The organism is Staphylococcus sp. FSL W8-0304 (genome assembly GCF_038006565.1).
Lineage (GTDB): Bacteria > Bacillota > Bacilli > Staphylococcales > Staphylococcaceae > Staphylococcus > Staphylococcus epidermidis.
Genome location: NZ_JBBOVL010000001.1, coordinates 1386714 through 1409019, shown reverse-complemented (window position 1 = coordinate 1409019; position 22306 = coordinate 1386714). Strand labels below are relative to the sequence as shown.

Sequence of the window (22306 nt, the reverse complement as noted above, 5' to 3'; positions counted from 1 at the left end):
GTTGGCTAGAATCTTCATTAATGAAATCACTATTTTGTTTTACTGTATTGTCATTGTTAACAATTTGTTGTAGTTGATTCATAGAGTTATCTAACTGTTTAGAGTTATTTACTATATCATCTACATACTGTTTAGTTTGAGCTTGATTAATTAAATCATGTTGTTTATCTTTTTGTGATTGTGTTAATCCTTGCAAATGGTCGATGCTTTGATTTCCATCTGACTTAGCCTCTGCTAATTTAGATTGCCCATTTAAATTATTTTCAGCATTTTTAATCGTTTGAGTTGCTCGATTTATTACATCTTTATTAAGCTCTGGTGGTTGAGTAGTTGTAATAATTTGAGAACCATAATTTAATGCAGAATTGTAATTTGCTTGAAGACCACTATCAGCATTTATATATTTACTATCAGCCTTGATTTGTTCTTTTTTATCTATTTCAGTTTTCAGTGCTTTCATAGCTTCATTAAGTTCTTTTGCTTTTTGTAAGGCTTCTTGAACTTCTGGTTTGGTTGATGCTTGGTTAACTAATGTTTTTTCAGCAAGAACCTGTCCAGGATTTAATGCTTGTAAATGATCAATTTCAGCAACAGCTTGATTTTTAGCCTCTTGAAGTTTTTGCTCACCATGTAAACTTTCTCTAGCGTTTTGCAATTCTAATAAAGCATCTTCAATTGTAGCTTTATCTATAGTGCTAGTTGGAACTCCATTGATAATGTCTTTAGCTTTTTGAAGTGCAGTACTATATTCATTTTGTGCCGATTCATCTTCATTGATAAAGTCGCTTAATTTTTTAACACTGTTTTCAAGAGCAACTTCATTCTCAAGTTGACGCATAACTTCATTAAGTGCTTTAGCATGATTTAAATCATTAGAAACTTCAGTTCTTGAAGGCGCAGAGTTAATCTCATCATGCTCACTTTGTCTTTGAGAATTGTTTAGGTTTGTTAAATAGTTTAATTCATTATTTGCATCTTGTTGTGCTTTTTGTAATTTTTGCTCACCATGTAAATCGTTTTTAGTTAATTGAATGTTTTGAATGGCATCTGCTATTTTATTGTTGTTTAAAACATCATCCGTAGTACCGTTTAATATTTCTTGTCCTTTTTGAATGGAGTCATTATAAATATTTTGAACTTGTGGATCTTCATTAATATATTTACTTTGCTGATGAACTTTTGACTGTTCTTCTACGAGTGTTTTCAGTGTGCCCATATCATTATTTAACTTATTAGCTTGTGCAATAATTTCTGCCACTTGTTGTTTAGTTTGAGCATGATTAATTAAGTCATTTAATGCTTGCTTTTGTTTATCATTTAAGTTTGATGATTGATTTATTATTGAATTTGAATCTGCTTGATTTTGTGCTAGTTTATTTGCACCGTGCAATGAATCTTTTGCTTGAATGACTTTTTCAGTAATAGCTTGAATATTACTTATATCCATAGTCGGGTCGTTAAGTTGATTTATGAGTTGTTCAGCTTGGCTTACAGCATTATCGTAAGCTAACTTTTTCTCAGAATCTTCATTGAGATAGTTACTAGAATTTAGAGTAGCATCCTTATTGGCTATACTTTGTTTAAGTTGTTGCATAGCTTGGTTTATAGCTTTTGCTTCTTCTAGTTTCTGAGTTACTGCAGGTTTAGTTATTGTTCTATCTATATCTTGGATTAATTTTGTTATTTGAGCTGAATTTAATCCGTCTAAATTTTGTATTTCATTCTTTGCAGTTTCCTGTGCTTGTCTTAATTTATTTTCGCCATGAAGATTTTGTTCAGCGACATTAATTTCTTGAATGATACGATTGATATCAGTACTACTTATTGTTGGATTATTTTCAGCATTAATTATTTCCTGACCCTTTGCAATAGCTTGTTCATATGCTTCTTTTTCAGAGGCATCTTCGTTAATATAGTTACTATTTTGTCTTACTAATGGCGCTTTGGAAACTGCAGCTTTTAATTCTTCCATTTTTCCATTTAAGAATTTGGCATAACTTAACTGTTTAGCAACATTTGGTCTACTTGTTTGTTGGTTAATGATGTTTTTCAATGCTTGTTTTTGTGGTTCAGTTAAACCAGTAAAGTTAGTAATTTGTTGATTAGCATCTGTCTTTGCATCTTGAAGTTTTTGATCTCCATTTAATCCATTTATAGCTGTATTTAAATCTTGAGTTGCTTTTTTGATTATTTGAGGATCCATCGTCGCATTGTCTTCACCAATAATGCTATTTATATTGTCAACTGCATGATTATAGGCATTTTGTTGAGCTAAGTCTTCATTAGTATAATTGCTATTTTTACGAATTTGCTCTTGATTCATAATGCTATCTCTCATTGCTTTCATAGCATCATTAAGCTCTTTTGCTTTTTGCAATTCTTGAGCTAAACTTTCTAGAGTTGTCACATGGTTAATGTTATCCTTAATAGTTTGACGTTGTGGAACATTGAGACTATTTAAGCCATCTACGTCGTTTAGAGCATTGTCTAATGCCTGTTTAAATCTAGATTCTCCATTTAACTCGTTATGCGCTTGGTCTATCTTGTTTAATAAATCTTGTAATGCTTTATGATCTAATGTATCTGGATGATTATGAATTAAATCCTCAGCTTCTTTAATAGCATTATCATAATTTTGTTTTTTATCATTATCAGCATTAATGTAATTGCTTAAATGTTGAATTTGATCTTTATCATTTATGACTTTATGAAGTGTACTCATATCACCATTTAATTGTTTAGCAATCTCTAGTTGTTTATTTACTTCATCACGAGTATCAGCATTATTAATTAACGGTTTAAAATGGTTCTTTTGTTCTTCGGTTAAGTCATCTAAACGATTTAATTGATTATTAGCGTCTTGTTTAGATTGAGCTAATTTTTGATCACCGTGTAAATTATTCACTGCATCTTTAATATTTTGGAGTGTATCAGCAATTTTTTGTTTATCTAAGGTTGGATTAGATGTTTGATTAATTATATCTTTTGCAGCCTGGATTTTATCATTATAAATTTTTTGTTTGTCTGAGTCTTCATTTATGAATGGGCTGCTATTTGAAATTTGATCATCTTGATTCACTTGGTCTTCAAGTTGTTTCATAGCTTCATCAAGCTCTTGGGCCTCTTTAAGTTTTTCAGCAACTTGGTCCCTAGATGTAGCTCCATTAATAGCTTGTATAAGCGCATCTTTTTGAGGTTGATTAAGATGATTTAAGTTACCGATCGCTTGATTAGTTGTATTTTTGTCTTGCTGTAATTTTTGTGCTCCATGAAGATTATCTTGTGCTTGTTTAATATTATTTAAAGCATTAGTAATGTCTTGCGCATTTAAGTTAGGATTTGAGCTGTTATTAATAATGTCTTCCGCTTGTTTAAGTGCATGATTGTACGCATCTTTTTGTGCAGAATCTTCATTTGTATAATCACTGTTAGCATGAACACCATCTTTTTGCGCAACTTGTTCTTTAAGTTGTTTCATTGCGTCATTTAGTGCTTTTGCTTGCTCAATTTTTTGTTTGATATCATCTCTACTATTTGAACTATTAATTTGTTCTCTAAGTTTTTCACGTTGTGCATCTGTTAAATCTGTTAATCCATCTAGTTCAGTCGAAGACGTTTGTTTGTCTTGATTTAATTTTTCAGCACCATGTAAAGCTTGTTCTGCATTTTGAACTGATTGAGTTGCTTGGTCAATGTTTGCTTTAAGTAATTCAGGATTTTGAGTTGCGTTAATAAGACCTTCAGCACGTTGAACTGCATCATCATAGTTTTGCTTAATTTGTGGATCTTCATTTAGATATTTACTATCTGATTTCACTTGATCTTTGTTAGCAATACTATGTCGTAACTCACCCATAGCATTGTCTAATTGTTGAGCGGTTTGTAAGTTTTGTTGAACTTGTTCTAATGTTGATGCGCTATTAACTAGATTTTTCTCTGCATCTTTTTGGGCATTGTTCAAATTAGATAGATTTGTGATTGTTTGATTAGCATTATTTTTAGCTTCCTCTAATCTATGATCACCATCTAAAGCATCTTTTGTATTGTTAACGGCTTGCGTTGCTGTATTGACATTACCTTTATTAATAGTTGGTTGATTTGTTCCGTTTATTATATTTTGAGCATTTTGTACAGCGGCATCATATGCTTGTTTTTTAGATGGTTCCGCATTGATGTAATTACCGTTTGAAACAATATTAGCGTTATTTTTAATACTCTCTTTTAAGGCACTCATTAATCCATCTAAAGCTAGAGCTTCTGTTAAATCGTGTTGGACTTGCGTACGTGTAGATTCATTATCAATTAAAGAATCTTCCATATGTTTTTGAGCTGAATTCAAATTCTGTAATTGAGCAATCGTTTGTTTAGCACTATCTTTATCGTGTTGTAGTTTAGTATCTCCATGAAGATTAGATTTAGCTTGAGTTACGGCATTTGCTAATTGATTGATTGTATCTGATCTTAACGTTGCTTGAGTTTCATCGATAACGTGTTGAGCATTATTTACAGCATTGTCATAAGCTTGTTGTTCGTCATGATCCTCATTGATATATTTACTACTATTTTTAGTATCGTTTTTATCTTTAATGTTTTCACGTAAACCATGCATTGCAGTATCTAATGTTGTTGCTTCTTGACGAATATTACTCACTTCATTACGTGTTGTTGCTGCAGTAACTTTAGCTACTTCAGCATTTTTCTGAGGTTCATTGAGACTCGTTAGACCACGTATTACAGTTTCAGCAGCTTGTTGGTCTTGTGTCAGTTTTTGAGCACCATGTAATGCATTTTTTGTAGTGTTAACAGTTTGAGTTAAACGTTCTATAGCTGATTTGTCTAGAACAGGTTGAGCATTGTTGTTGATTGTAGCTTGAGCTTCATTGACAGCATTATCATAATTGTGCTGTTCAGGTTGATCTTCATTAACATAATTGCTACTTTGTTTCACTTTATCAATGTGTTGCACACTATCTCTTAACGCTTTCATCGCATGGTTCAATTCAGTTGCTTTGTTTAATTCTTCTTGTACTTTTGTACGGGTATTTGCTGAATTGATTAATAGATTTAATTCACGCTTTTGACCGTCATTTAAGCTAGATAGTCCGTCTACATTTTGAGTTGCTTGATGTTTAGAGTTTGCTAATTGTTGAACGCCATCAAGATCTTGCTGAGCTTGTTGGACATGAGTTAACGCTTGTTCAATTGTAGCTTTATTAAGCTCTACGTTTGGTATGGCATTAATGATATTTTCTGCGTTCTGTAGTGCTTGATCGTAAGCTGTAACTTTAGCTGGATCTGCGTTGATATATGCACTGCTACGTTTGATGTCCTCTTTATTTTGAATGCCATCTCTTAAATTACTCATAGCAGAATTTAATTCTTTGGCTACAGCTAACTTTTGAGCAACTTCTGTTCTAGTAGTTGATTGGTTTACTAAACCTTTTTCAGCATTAATTTGAGCTTGGTTCAAACTAGATAGTCTCTCTATTTGGCTATCAGCATTTTCTTGATCAGTGTGTAATTTATTTTCTCCACTTAAAGCTGTTTGAGTCGTATTGATTTGATTAATAGCCTGCTCAATTTCATTTTTGTTCATGATTGGATCTTGAAGTTTATCAATAATAGTTTGACCGGCTTGTACAGCATTATCATAGTTATGTTTTGGTTGTTCATCTTCATTGAAATAATTACTTTGTTGATGAACGTTATTTTGTTGGGCTATTTTCTCTCGTAAAGCTTGCATTGCAGTATTTATTTCTCTATCCGAAATTAATTGTTGATTAACTTCGGGGATTGTGTGCTGTGCTTGAACATTTTCAATAGCTTTTTGACGTTGTGCATCATTTAATGCTGTGAGTTTGTTGATTTCAGAAATAGCATTATTTTTAGCATTTTCTAAAAGATGTGAACCTTGTAACGCATTTTGAGCGTCAGTCAATTGTTGTAACTTTTGTTCAATTTTCGATTTATTTAATGTTGGATTAGCATTTTCATTAATAATATTTTCTGCTTCTTGAAGTGCCTGATCATACCCACGTTGATGTTCAGTTGAATCATTAATGTAATCGCTACTTTGTTTGATATTAGTCTTTTCAGCTACTTTATCTCTTAATTGCTTCATAGCATTATTTAATGCTTTAGCTTCATTAAGATGCTCTTCTACTTCAGAACGTGTATTTGAACCGTTAACTAATGCTTCTTCACCAGATCTTTGTGGATTATTTAAATATGCTAATTGTCCAATTTCTTGGTTAGCAGTGCCCTTATCTCTTTGTAACTTTTCTGCACCATGTAAATCATTTTTAGCTGTGTTAATTTGGCTAATCGTTTGATCAATAGTAGATTTATTTAATTCTGGATTGTGTTGACCAGTTATATATGTCGAGCCATTATCAATTGCATTATCATAAGTATTCTTTTGAGTTGAATCCTCGTTAAAATAATTACTTGTTGAATGGATTGCATTTTGATTGTTAACTAAGTCACGTAATGTTTGCATTGATTGATCTAATGCTTCAGCATCACGTAATTTATTAGCAACTTGATCTCTTGTTTCTGCATCATTAACAGCTTGATTTTCTTTAGCTTTTTGCTCATTAGTTAATCCGCTTAGGTTATTTATTGAAGCAACAGCATCTTCTTTAGCTTTAGTCAGTTTGGCTTCACCGTTTAGATTGTTAATTGCAGAGTTAATATTATTAATTGCTTGTTCAATGTTAGCTTTATCTAATTCAGGATTTTGAGAATTGTTCTTAAGTGCTTCTGCAGTAGCAATCGCATTCGTATATGCTTGTTGTTGATTCGCATCTTCATTGATAAATTTACTGCTATTTATCATTTGGTTTTTACCGTTGATGAGATTGTTCAGTTGCTCCATCACCTTATTTAGTTCTTTAACTTTTGCTAATTGAGAAGCAACTTCTGTTCTAGTTTGAGAACTATTGACTAAACCTTTTTCACTGTTTCTTTGTGCATCAGTCAATTGATTTAACGTATTGATTTCTTGATTGGCATTTTCTTTAGCACGACGTAATTGATCTTCACCGTCTAAAGCATTCTTAGTAGTGAGAATCGCTTGTGCTTTCTGATTAATTAAATTGGCATCAAGAGTGGCTTGTTGTTCATTAACAATTTCTTTAGCATTATTTAGAGCCTCAGTAAACGTATGTTGTTTTTCGGGTTCAGCGTTAATATACTTACTTTCGTTTGTTACTGATTCGTTGTCAGAAATGTTTTGTCTCAATGTGTGCATTGCACTATTTACTTGATTTGCTTTACTTTGCTCTGCAGTTATATCAGTTCTTGTATGAGCAGTGTTAATAGCTGTTTTAATAGACTCTTTCTGAGGAGTGTTTAAATCAGCTAATGTATTAAGTGCATTAATTGCTTCCGTTTTAGCAGTTGCTAATTTTTGTTCACCATGTAGTGCATTCTCTTTGGTTGAAATGCTACTAACTGCGTTATCAACTAAAGTTTTATCAAGTACTGGATCAACTGTTTTATTAATTATAGTTTGTCCCATTGTAATGGCATCATTGTATGCAGATTGTTCAGGTTGATCCTCGTTAATATAGTTGCTTGTTCTTTGTACTTCAGGTTGTTTAGCAACGAGTGATTTTAACGTGCCCATAGAACTATCTAGTGACTTAGCTTGGTTAAGTTGTTCTTGTACTTCCGTACGAGTTTGTTTACTATTTACCAGTTCCTTTTCTTTAGCTTTTTGAGTATTAGTTAAGTTTGGTAAGTTACCGATTTCTGTATTAGCACTAGTTTGTGCTTGTTCTAACTTTTGTTGTCCATGTAAATTCTGATGGGCAGTATTTACTGCTTCTGTTTTTTGATTTACTACGTCACGGCTCATTTCAGGGTTAGATTGTGCATTTATCAATGTTTGAGCATGAGTAACGGCTTGATTGTAAGCTTCTTTTGGACCATTATCTTCATTTATATAATTGCTATTTGCTTTAACATTGTTAACGTCGTTCACACTGTTACGTAACGCTTGCATAGCAGTATTCAATTGATTGTAATCTTGTAACTGACTCGCAATATTTGTTTTTGTAGAAGCTTTGCCTACATTTTCTTTAGCTTTGTTACGTTGAGCTTCATTTAGATAAGTTAAACCATCGATGGTTGTATTAGCATCCCTTTTAGCTTCAACTAATTTGTCATTACCATTTAGATCATTTTTAGTCGAATTGACTCTTTGTGTAACTTTATTAATTTCAGCTGGATCAAGTTGTGCTTGATTAGCATCAGATTGATTAATCAGTTGTTTAGCATTGTTAACAGCGTTATTGTAAGCATCTTGTTTGTCTTTATCTGCATTAATGTAATTGCCGTCATGCAATTCATTGTCATAGTTAGCAATAGTTTGTTTCAGTTGAGTCATTGCTGTGTTAACAGTATTAGCTTTTTCTTTAGCTTGATTCACTGAATTGATGTTTGGAGAGTGATTTATAGTATCAGTTAAAGCTTGTCGCTGAGCATCGTTTAAATCATTTAAGGTATTTAAATGAGCGATTGCTTGTTGTTTAGCTTCTTCTAATCTATGATTTCCGTCAAGAGCATCTTTAGTACGTTTTACTTCTTCAGCTTTTTGATTAATCACATCAACACTCATAGTCGGACTTTGAGTTTGGTTGAGAATTCCTTTAGCCGCATTGACTGCATTGTCATAGTCTTGACGTTTATTGTTAGATGCATCTAAATAATTTTCTTGTTGTTTTTGATTCTCGTAATCTGCTAAACTTTCACTTAATGCTGTCATAGATTGATTCAAAGTATCTGCCTTGTTTTTAATCGTTTCTAAAGCATTATGATTAGGTGCTGAGTTAACTTGAGCTTTAAAATTATCTTTTTGCGCGTTATTTAAATGACTTTCATTATTTATATGATTGATATATGGCTCTCTATTTAATGTAAGTTGAGAACGAGCAGTGTCTAACGCTTGTGTATGACTATTAGCTTCGCTAGTGTTCTGTCTTATTTCAGCTACAGTAGGTTGGCCGTTTAAAACTTGAGTGATTTTTTCAAGATTTTGTCTAGCTTTAGTTAATTTATCATTGTAATTATTAAGTGAATCTTCAGTCATACCGTCAGTATCTGTTTGTTGGTTAATACTATTTTCTAATCTATTTTTAGCTTCTTGAAGTTGAGTTTTGTCTGGAACAAGTGAATTACGAGCATTTTGTAAATCTTGTATAACTTGTTGTGCATTAGCAACGCTTTCTTTAACTTGTGCTACTGTCGGATTACGTTTAAGTAATTTATTTACTTTGCCTTTTTCTATAATTGCTGCACTTAAGCTATCATTATAGTTATCCACTGAATCTTGAGTCATTCCATCTGTGTTAGTACCTTGATCAATTTCATCTTGTAGTTGTCTTTTTATTTTTTCTAAAGGTTGAGTATCAACTTGTAAGTTATTCTTAGCTTGTGTTAAATCATTACTGATTCGTTCCGCTTCTGCTTTATTTGTTCTAATTGCATTAACATCAGGATTGTTAGCTAAAACGTTATTAATTGTGTTAATTTCGCTTTTAGCTATTTGTAGTTTTTGATTATAATTAGCAACTGATTGCTGAGTCATACCATCTGTACTAGGTACCTGGTCGATGTTATTTTGTAACGCTGTTTTAGCGGTTTCTAATGGTTCTTTATTAACTGTTAACCCATTGATTGCTTGAGTTAAGTTTGTAGTTTGCTGATTGACTCGGTCTGTTTCAGTTGTAATTTGTTGTTCAGTGGCATCGCCATTGTTAATTAATGCTAAAGCAGTGTTAGATTCATTTTGGGCTTCACGTTTAGCGTTTTGATAAGCGTCTACAGATTGTTGCGTCATACCGTCAGTTTGTACTGTTTGATTTATTTTATTTTCTAACTCTAATCTTGCAGCTTTTAATGCATCATTATTTGATAGCGACTGAAGTTGATTAATTGCTTCAGTTAATTGTTGATTCAACTGATTCACTTGTTGTAATGCATTATTTACTTCTTGAACAGTACGTATAGGTTTTTGTATCACAGCGTTGGCATTATCTTTAGCAGACGTAATTTGTGTTTCTAATGATTGAATTGCTTTATTATATGCACTGATACTTCTTGGCTTTTTATTATTTATATCGCCTCTTCGGTTTAATTGTTGAACAGCTGTTTGTAATTGACTCGTGTCTGCAGTCAATTGTTGTTTAGCCTCATTCAAATGTGCTAGTGCTTGTTCAACTTTAGATTTCTCGTCTGAAATTTGTTTTGCTGATGCATCGCCATTGTTGATGACAGATTCTGCATTTCTGATAGCACTTTGAGCCTCATTTCTCTTAGCTTCATAGTTATTAATAGAAGCTTGAGTCATACCTGTTGTTAATGGTTGATCATTAACTGCTTGTTGAAGTTGATTTTTTGCTGTGACAAGTGCACTGTTATCTTCTTTATCTTGAAGCATATGAATCGCGTCGTTAACTTTAAGTTGTACGGCTTCAACTTTTTGTAATGCTTGTGCTACTTCATTAACTGAAGGGTTACCATTTTCAAGAATTTGATGTGCTTCTGATTTAGCGTTATTGTATTGTGTCTCAATGGCTTGTAGAGCAGCTTGGTATTGTTGAATACTTGCAGGTTTTTTATCATTTGTATCAACATTTTGTATTAGTTGGTTATAAGCGTGTTCTAATTGAGACTTATCAGCACGTAAATCGTTTTTAGCTTTATTTAATGCATTAATCGCTTGATTTACTCTATTTGTTTCGTTACTAATTTGTTGTTCAGTGGCATCGCCATTGTTAATGATTTGTTGAGCCTTTTGTATTTCATCTTCAGCTTCACGTTTTTTGGATTTATAGCTATTAGCAGTATCTGTTGTCATGCCTTGTGTTGGATCTGCTTCATTAATAATTTGTTCAAGTCGTTGTTTTGCTTGAACCAATGCATCATTGTTTTCTTTATTCTGTAATAATGCGATTGCTTTATCTAGTTCAGGTTGAACGGATTTTATTTTGTTTAACGCAGCAGTCACTTGTGATACTTGAGGATTGTCATTTGTTAAAACACTGTTTGCTTCATTTTTAGCTGAATCAATTTGAGATTGAATACGAGACTTAGCTTCATTGTATTTCTTAATACTTGATGGCGTTTTACCACTCGTATCAATATTTTGAGTTAATTGATTATATGCATTTTGAAGTTCCTCTTTGTCTGCTCTTAAACCAGTTTTTGCATTATTTAATGCTTCTAAAGCGCGTTCAACATTTGTTTTTGCGTTAGAAATTTGTTGTGTAGTCGCATCGCCATTATCGATAACTTGTTGTGCTTTTGTTATTTCTTGTTGAGCAGCTTGTTGTTTTGAATTGTAATCATCTTTAGTTTGTCGCGTCATTCCTTCTGTTGAAGGAACTTGATCAACCGCTTGTTGAAGTTGATTTTTTGCTCGAACTAGTTCGTCGTTGTTTTCTTTATTTTCTAAAAGTGCTCTGGCTTCGTTTAATTTTTGTTGTACTTCTCTTACTTTATTTAGTGCATTGTTGACGTTAGCTACACTTGGGTTTTGCTCTTTTAAAATTCGGTCAGCATTTGTTTTAGTATTGTTCAATTCATTACTAAATTGTTGATATCTTTGATTGTACGCATTGATAGTAGCTGGTTTCTTATTATTTAAATCCGTTGGTTGAATCAACTGGTCATATGCATGCTGTAATTCTTCTTTATCAGCTCTAAGCGCTGATTTGGCGTTGTTTAATTCATTGAGTGCTTGCTCTACCTTAGATTTTTCATCAGACACTTGTTGTACGCTAGGTTGAGCGTTTTCAATTACTTTATTTGCCTTTTGAATAGCTTGCTCAGCTTTTTGACGTTTAGCGTTATAATTTTGAATTGTTGCTTGAGTCATACCAGTTGTATTTGGTTGATTATCTAGACTTTGTTGCAAAGCAGTTTTTGCATTAATCAATGGTTGTTTATCAACAGTAAGACCTTGTTTCGCTTGTGTTAACGCGTTATTGATTTGTTCCGCTTCAACTTTGTTTGTTCTGATGGCACTAACATCTGGATTGTTAGCTAAGACATTATTAATTGAATTTATTTTATCTTTAGCTTCTTGTAATTTACGTTGATAGCTTTGTACAGATTGTTGCGTCATACCATCAGTGCTAGGTTTTTGGTCAATATTTGCTTGTAATTGATTTTTAGCAGTTTCTAAAGGTTCTTTATTAACTGTTAAGTGATTGATTGAATTTATTAATTCAGACAGCTTTTGATTTAATTTTTCTATTTCTGTAGAAACTTCTTGATCAGATGCATCACCATTATCAATAAGAGTTTGTGCAATACTAGATTCATTTTGAGATTTTATTTTAGCTTGATTATAATTCTCAACAGATTGTTGAGTCATACCTTCTGTTTGAACGGTTTCGTTAATTTTACTTTCAAGTCGATTACGAGCTTCTTTTAAGCTTTCTTTATTCGCTAAAGGTTGTAGTAAGTTAATCGTATCTGTTAAGCGTTGGTTCAATTGGTTTACTTCATGTAATGCATTATTTACTTCTTCAACAGAACGAATAGGCTTATTGATGATAGCATTTGCTCTATTTTCAGTCTGTGTAATTTCAGATTGTAGCGAATGAATAGTATTGTTATAAGCACTAACACTGCTAGGTTTTTTGTTGTTTGTGTCGCCTCTCCTACTTAATTTTCGTACTTCAGTTTTTAACGAAGTTGTATCTGCAGTTAAATGTTGTTTTGCTTCGTTAAGTGCATTAGTTGCATCTTCAACTCGAATTTTATTTTCTGTTATTTGTTCTATAGATGCATCTCCATTATTAATAATAGTCTCAGCAGAACTTGCTATATTTTGTGCATCTCTACGTTTTGCTGTGTAATTATTAATAGATTCTTGAGTCATACCAGTTAGTGATGGTTGACTATTAATGGCTTGATCCAATTTTTCTTTTGCTCTGACGAGTTCGCTATTATCTTCTTTATCTTGAAGCATATTAATAGCTTTTGTAACCTCTGGTTGAATTGCATTTATCTTGCGTAGAGCATCCTCTACTGCATTTACAGTAGGGTTTGTATTTTCAAGAACATTATGAGCTTCGTCTTTAGCGGTATTATATTGGTTTTCGATATTTCGTCTTGCAGACTTATAGTTTTGAATACTAGATGGTTTTTTACCATCGGTATTAACATTTTGTATAAGTTTATTGTATGCAGTCTGTAATTCTCTTTTATCAGCTCTTAAGTTATTCTTAGCATTTTGTAATGCTTGTAATACTTGCTCTACTTTAGATTTTTCAGAAGAAATATCTTGAGTTGTAGCATCCCCATTATTAATAATCGTGTTCGCTTTTTGTATTTCATCTTGAGCTTCTCGCTTTTTAGCGTTGTAATTATTAATTGTTTCTTGTGTCATACCGTGTGTTGGATCTGTATCATTTACTGCATTTTCAAGTCTGTTTTTAGCATTGACTAATTCTGTATTATTTTCTTTGTTTTGAAGCATGTTGATTGCTTCGGTTAATTTTGGTTGAATAGCTTTGATTTTGTTCAATGCTTGAGTTACTTGCGATACTTGTGGATTATCGTTACCTAAAATTCGCTCCGCTTCATTTTTAGCATCATTAATTTGATTTTGTATTCTGGCTTTGGCTGTTTCGTATTGACGTATACTCGCCGGTTTTTTACCGTTGATAGATACGTTCTCAATTAATTTGTTATATGCTGTCTGTAATTCATTCTTATCAGCTCTCAGATTACTTTTAGCATTAGTTAATGCTTGCATTGCTTGCTCTACTTTAGATTTTTCAGAAGTAATTTCTTGAGTTGTAGCATCCCCATTATCAATAACTCTTTGTGCAGATGTAAGTGCTCTTTCAGCTTCACGTTGTTTGTCATTATAATTATTAATTGTTTGTTGGGTCATACCTTGTGTTTGAGGTATGTCATTTACAGCGTCTTGTAAACGTTTTTTAGCTTGTACAAGTACTGAATTATTTTCTTTTGGTTGAAGTAAAGCAATTGCTTGATTCACTTTAGGTTGAACAGTATTTATTTTATTTAAAGCGTCTCTAACTTGTTCAACGGAAGGATTAGTGTTTCGCAAAGTACTACTTGCATCAGCTTTAGCTGTATCTAATTCACTTCTAATATTTGAAATGGCCTCATTATAGCGTCTTACAGATGCTGGCTTTTTATCATTTGTTAACACATCTCTATTCAACGTATCATAAGCACTTTGTAACTGTGACTTATCAGCACGTAAGTTGCTTTTGGCTTCAGCATATTCTCTCTGTGCCTGTTCAACTGTGTTTTTAGCATCATTAATTTGTTGGGATGTCGCGTCTCCATTATTTATAACGTCATTTGCATGTTGTATTGCTTGTTCAGCAGCTTGGCGTTTATTGTTATAGTTCCTTGTGCTATCTTGAGTCATACCATCAGTTGAAGCGGCTGGTTGAATCGTTTGTTGTAATTGTTCTTTTGCTCTCACGAGTTGACTATTATCAGCCTTGTTTTGTAATAATGCTTTAGCTTCATTTATTTTATTTTGTGCCGCTTGAACTTTGGATAAAGCTGAATTTACTTGTTGAGGTGTTGCAAATTCTGTGCCTATAACTTGGTCAGCTTCACTTTTAGCGGTATTAATTTGTGATTCAGCACGATTCAGAGCTTGATCAAAGTTTCTGATACTTGATGGTGTTTTATTCTCTTTACTAATTTCTTCATCTAGGCGACGACGTGCATTGATTAATTCGGTTTTATTAACTTTAGTTCTAACAGTCTCAGTAGCTTCTTCAGAACTTCCATCACTGTAATAAATAACTACTGGAATATGTGATGTACTACCACCAGCTAAATTTGTTGGAAGAGCGTTTCCTTGTTTAATCGTAACTCTATTTTTATTTGGCACTTGAACCGCATTATTAATATCATCATTAGTCACATTTTGACCCTGTTCTTTAACAATTTCATTGATTGTTAAAGTATGTTGCGCAGGTGCTTGAATTACAGTAGGATTTGTGTTTTCAGTGTTACCCTGACCTGCTTTAGGAGTTATTGTAATTTGAGAATTAGGTTTAATTGTATTGGCTGAAAATACAACTTTACCGTTATCCTGATTGAACTCGACATAATTTGGTTTATTATTTATCGTCCATTTGCCGTTGTTATTTTTAGTAATAGTGAATGATTTTTGTGTTTCATTGCCATTTAATTTTTCAGTGTAATTAATTTCGACACGTTCAGTTGGATTTAAAGAATTACGTGAATTGTCAGGTAATATATCGAATGTTCCATTATCATAAGTATGAGTTGCTACTTGCTCAGGTTGTGGAGCTTTGACAATATAAATTTCACTAGTTGCTGAAGTACTTATAGTTTCTCCGGAACCTTCAGTCGCTATTGCTTCTATTGAATCCCCAGGTCTAACTGCTAATCGACTTAAAGATATAGCAGTTCCGTTATTTGTTGGTCCGATACCATTTATGTCAGGTGACCCAGTTTCAACAGTCCAACGGCCATCATTATTTTTAACAAATGTAGTTAATTTATTTCCATTTTTATTAATAACAATCTTATCTGCAGATGCTTGGATATAATCATTTGTCCCACTAATTAGTATATTACGCACAGCCCCAGGTGTTACTGTTACATCACCAGTTTTAGACTGGGTTATGGTTGGTTGATTAGGTTTAGCATTTGTAACTATAAATTTAGCTGATTGTGATGTTTGCCAAACACCCCAATTGCTAGGATTAACGACATCATAAGTACCAGTTTTAACAAAAGGAGTTCTAGTATATGCTAATGATTGCCATTGATCACTAGTAGTTCCCGTACTTTGCTGGTTCCAATAAAATTTCCAACCATCTATTGGTAATCCATCACCATTTTCAAGATGTTTGTAATAGCCTACCCATGTTCCTTTAGGGAATGTATCCCCTACTTGAATTTTGTAGATAGGTTGAGGGAAATCAAAATTATATACCCACACTTTAACAGGAACTTCTAATGGTGTAGATATGCCAGGATAATTAACAAGTGCAGTTAAATTTTGTACACCGGCTATGTTTTTATCAGGTTGACGATTGTCTTTCCAAGAAGCTGTTCCTCCAAGACGGTTATTATTTTCAAAAATAATATAATTATAAACGTCAGTACCATTGGTTAAGTTTCGCCCTTTTTGATCTCTTACTGGATTCTTAGCTGTAACTGTTGGATAGATTGTTATTGGAATATCTACAGTTCTCGTACCTTGATGATTAGGTAGAGTAACTGTAACAGTTTTTGTTGTAGTACCAATGTTGTTTTTCCAACTATTAGGCTCCTCGTTCCATGTAAGAGTAGAATGCGCTGGTATATTACTTATGAAACTATTGAAGTCATTAAAATTATAGTTTGTACCTTTAATTATTTTAATACCATCATTTTTAGCTTGCATGCCAGCGGTAACATTTACTTGATCACTGTTTTCTGAAAAAACACTTATATCTTCAGTTGTATTTGAAGCAATTCCACTACTATTTTGTTTAGTGTACGTTACATTATTTGTCATTGAGGTTTTAGCAGTAATATTTCCGGTTGGTAGAGTGCCTTGAATTGTTACAGTAGCTATACCGTTAGAATCTATAGTTGTACTTGTATTAGGAATAACAGTTCCATTTGATTGATATAGAGTGACTTGTGCATTTTGTGGAACATTTCGAACTAAAATTTGTTGACCATTCAATTGTCCTTTTGAAATCACACTATTACTATCAATAACAGGTTTATTTGGTTTGACTTTGAATAGTACATTAACGTTTTCAGTTTGGCCGTTTTGATAAGCTACCGTAACTGTTTTAGTAAATGAACCTGCATTACGAGAACTTGGTGTACCTGATCCTTGGGCCCATCTGAAGTCCATATGTTCTGGCCAATATTGATTTACTGCTTGAACAAAATTTCCTGGATATGCATCGCCTGATGAATTAAATCGACCATTGATAGTTGTTTCATATACTTGCTTTGGAATAGATTGACTAAGTTTGTAAGTCGTATCTTTTCTAATTGGTGTTGTTTCACCATCAAAGAATATTTCAGCGTGTAATGTTAAATCTCTACCAATTTGATTACTGTTTATATCGGGTCCCTGATTATTAACCCAAACTATTCTCGCATCAACTGGACCTCCCGTTCTTAAACTAAAGAAATCATTTGGGGAAGTTCCTTTGCCGGTTGGAAATTGTTGTCCTCTTACTGTTGTTCTAGTAGTAGGTGCAACCTCTAATAACACATGTTTAACTGGAACAGTTATTGTATTAGTTGTGCCATCAGAAAATGTAGTTGTAACATTAACTGTAGCATTGTTTCCACTTCTATTTACTTTACTTACAACTTGACTACGAACGTCATTATTTGACTCGTTGACATAATTTCTTGTACCTAAAGTTTTAGTCATGCTGAGTGAAGATTTTACTCTATTTTGATCTTCAATTGAAAGGTTAGCATTGTTTTGAATATTACTAATTCTCACTGGTGTTTGATTGCTTGATGAAGTTGTTATTCTATATTTCTCGTTTAATGGTTTTATATTTACTGTGAACGAAACAATATTTTCATTCCCACTTTTATCAGTGGCTTTAACTTTTACGATTTTATTTGTGCTATTAGTAACATTAGGAGCCTGACCTACTAACTCGTTGTTGTTTCTGGTCATAGTAATTGCACTATCACTTGTAGAAGCTACTGTATTTAATCCATAATTATCATTTACATTGATAGTATTTTTAAATGTTTCACGAGAATATACCGTATGATGGTCGTAATTACCTACAGTTATACTAGGATTTACTTTATCAGAAGGCACAAAATAAACATTAATCACGTTATTGGTATTGCTTAAATTTTGACCTAATTTTTCAATGTAACCTTTTGGACTGTATGGTGCTAAGTATAATTGTGCCTTATAGATAACACCCATAATACCATTATTTGCCGCATTAGCTTTAACAACTTTATCAATATTAAAAGCGGATGCCCCATTAGCTTCTGGAACCTGACCATTTACGATAGTGGAATTTTTTTCATTATATACAACGTTAGAATGACTGACTTGTCGTCCACCGTAGCCGTTTTCTGGTTCTACTAAGTCTAATACTTGAATAGGATTTGAGTTAAGTAAATAAGATCTCTCACCATCATCTCTAATTATAGATTTAGAATACCCATTAGCACCTCGTTCTGCTAACTGTTTTTCATTACTATTAATATTTGAACGTAAATTTGAACTTTTAGCTGTTGCTTGAAGTAAAGTTAACACGTCATTAGTATTTATTTGTCTACCTAATGTTGCATCATATTTATAAATAAGTGATTTATGATCTGGTGACCATTCTAATCCACCATCTGTATTTCTACCTTGAATCTTACTAGAAGTCCACGAAATGGTATAATCATCCCTTATATTAACCCAACGTAAGAAATTCATATTATTGAGATTTGATGAAAACTCTTTTATCAAATCGCCCTTACGTATAGTTACTGTCACACTACTAACATTTCTATGATCGAAGTTATTCGAAACAGTGATATCGTTATCGTTTAAATTAAGTCCAGAATTAGCTGCTTTAAATGCTTGTTTGATTTTATTGATTTCATCATTAGTTAAATTATAAGTACTAACTCTATATACACGATTATTACCAGTAGGTGCATTAACATCTACTATTTTAAGTTTTAAATTAAGTTCTTGTTGAGTCTTATGATAAGCGTTTTTAGCATTAACTCTATAGTTATAATTTCCAACATTGAGTCGACTAATTTCACTCGATGAAGGTAAAGATCCAATAGCTGATATAGAGGTGAAATCTCTATTAGGTAAATCCGAACCATTACTTAATGAGAAATATTTTCTCAAGTTTGGACCAATGGAATAGTTTTGTCCTCTAGCAATAGTGATTACTGCTTCTTTTTTATTTGTATTACCATTTTCACTGAAAATGGATTTTCTTTCGGGCTCATATGTGATTACATTTTCAGCATCAATAACATCTACAGAACCATCTCTATAATAAAATGTAACGTCGCCGTTTACTCCAGCGAGTATTGGGTTATTTTGTAATAAATATGATCTTATATTAGCATTTGCTTCACTTATTTTTCTTTTTACTTCTTCTCGTTCTGAATTAGATAATGAAGAAGGGTCTGTCACTAATTGTAGTTGATTTCTAGATAATCCGACTGGATTTAAATCATCAGCCAACTTACCAACATTTAAAATAAAGGTTTTAGCTGGATTTGTTGTATTTCCAGAATTATCAGTTGCAGTTATATTGAAATGATATGTCGTATTATATGCTTCATTACTAGGAATATTACCAATTAACTTAAGCGTACCCTCAGTATTATTATTAGGATTGATTGTAAAAGATTTTGTCCAACCTTGAGGTAAATTGACGTTTACATCTCTTAAACCTGAACCGCCAGCATTATCAGTGACTGGAAGAGTAATTTCTACATGATCTCCCCTGTAATACTTATGAACTAATCCTGCTGGTTCATTAATTGTAGGTGGTGTTGTATCACTACTAAACGGAACGCTATTACTAAAGTTTGATTGTACATATTGATTGTAATAAACAATTGCCTTTAATTCACCGCTTAATGGTAGATCTTTAAGGTAGTCTGATGAACGGAATGTTAAGACCCCATTTTTACTTGGATCATTATCATGGTATGCTTCTGCAACTACTGTGTAGTTCTCAGGGACAGTATATGGATTTATTTCTGGATCATGATCACCATCGGTTCCGCCCATCACAAGTTTGATTTTAGCAGTAGTATCATTTGGTATATCTGTTACTCTTATTTCAGGCTTGTGATTAGGGTTTCCACGTAATTCATTAGCAGTTGTAATGATTCTTGGTGGTGTTGGTTTTGATCTAATTTCAAATTGTTCTACTTTATCACCAAACTTAACAGTGATGAAATAATTTCCTGGATCAATATGACCAACAAGAGCTAAGTTTTTTTCAGTAGCATTATTTGTTCTACCCACAGCGTTTTGTAATGTAAGCGTGTTAGGATATCCTGTAATAGACCATTCACTATCTTTAATTGGTTCATTACTAGTAAGTTTGATACGTATCTCTTGTTGATAAGGTAATATTCCTGATCCTACAGTGTTATGAAGCGTTCCACTCATTACTTGGAAAACACCATGGCCCGCTCGTTTCGATACTGAAAATTCTTTTCTATTTTGTTTTTCATTATCGTGATATAACTCAATTGTATGTTTTAACTCAGGTTTTACATATAAATTTACTGGTAAAAGAGTTTCAGGGTTATGATGGCTATCTTCAACATCAAAACCTACAAGAAATTGAATTGGACGGCCTGAACGTGCTGCATTTTGAAGATTTTCTTGTGAAAAAAGTTCTTCAATTTGATAGGCATTCATGGCATTAGCTCCCTGCCATCTTTCCTGATTATAAGGAAGATAAGATGGATAAATACCTAGGACTGTACCAGTCACATTCTTTACATAACTTAATGGGTCGTATACCGAATCAATACTTCCGGAACCGTCACTATCCAAAATAGGAACATCAGTAGTTCTCTGTAATGTAGGATCGAATTGTCTGATTGTTCTTTTTAAATGAAGTGTACGATTTTTAACTTGGACATTTGACTGTACTCGATTTCGATAATTCTTATAAGGTTCGACATAGAGTTGGTTATAGTTCGTTGCTTGTTTATATTCACCAGAACGCGCGCCAGCAGCATAATACAATCTTGCAGTTGGAGCTCCTTGAGTTTTAAATGAAATACGATAACTTACATCACCACTACCTTTAAAACTATATATTGTATCTAATCCTCTTATTTGATCTGGTTTCTCACTATTTAACATTGCGAAGTTTTCATCGCCATAATATTTATTAGTTTGTGTAGCGCCTTCTCTGTCGAAGTATAATTCTCCCCCTCTAGCAAAGTCAGAAAAATTATTAACACCATCATAAAATGCATAATTTGTAGCGGAGCCATGTTTAAAATCATTCGCTACGCTAGAATTAATAGCACCTGCTGATCTCCAAAATTGAGGTAGTGGTGCACCTGATCCAAATCCCACTCCACCAGTAGATGTACTTGAACCATCACGGTTAATAATAGTGAAAGTTACAGGACCAGTTGGTGTTTGATCACTTGGAAGTCCAAACCAATAGTACATATATTCATGACCTTTATGATTACTATTAAATAAAATATCCCATTGATATCCATCTTTAAGTCGTTTTGTAGTGATATAAGCATTACCTTGTACATCAGAAGCACGTAAGATGTTCCTAGATCTTGGTAAATTATAAGGCCATCTTCTATTTGAAGCATGGAAGAAAGTACCAGGAGGGAAACCAGAATCATCATCATCTTTTGAAACATAATATTCAGTTCTTGCATCTAAGTAATCGCTTCTTGATGATCGTTCCTCAACAACACTTCTCGTACTTCTTCTACCACGTTTTTCTGTAGTAGATCGTTGTGGTAACGTACGTGCAAGTTCTAATGCTTTTTCTAATTGTTGATATGCCGAAACAAGCTGTTCTGAAGGAATATTTTGATTATTACCTAGTAGGTCATTGACGTAGTCAAAAGCAGATTTGACTTTTTGATATTCTGTTGTATCCGCACGATCTCTATCAATCATTCTGTAATTGTAGTATGATGCGTCAAAAAAAGCTTGTAATGCATTTTTATCTAATGGTGGCTGTACTTGCTGTGGTTTATCTTTCTCTTGTAGATTCTCTTTTTCTTTGTCATTTTTACTTGCTCGGCTTTCCGCAAGTACATTTTCTGTTAGTTTATGATGTTCATTTCCAGAAGTATTTCCATTGCTATCGCTTACTTTTTTACTATGTGCTTGCATAGTACTATTATCAACTTGCAATGGTTCGTTATTCATATTTGTTTCACTATGCGATTGATTGATACTATCATTAGAAACATTTGTAGGTAATTGTTGCGATGTTTCATTAGGGTCTTTGACTTGATCCGACAGTCGTGCATTTGCTTGATTATGACTAGTTGATGAACTTAATGATTCAGTCTGCCCAGCTGAATTTTGTTTGTTATTTTCGATTTCTTGACTATGCGTATTTGAATCATCATCATCTGTTTGATTTAATTGTTTAATTAACTTTTGATTTTGATTCAACTCGTCGGCACTTGCATGGTTTGGATTGATACCCATGAACACAAGTGTTGCAATCACAGTAGAAAATGTTCCAATTGCGTATTTTCGGATACTAAATTTTTGTAATTTATCACGATTATTCAA

Annotated in this window: 1 pseudogene (running past one end of the window); it reads right to left on the bottom strand. The window is 32.9% G+C overall.

The features are described 5' to 3' along the window. A pseudogene (gene ebh / locus NST35_RS06605) lies at positions 1 to 22306 on the bottom strand (hyperosmolarity resistance protein Ebh) (it extends 8143 nt beyond the left edge of the window).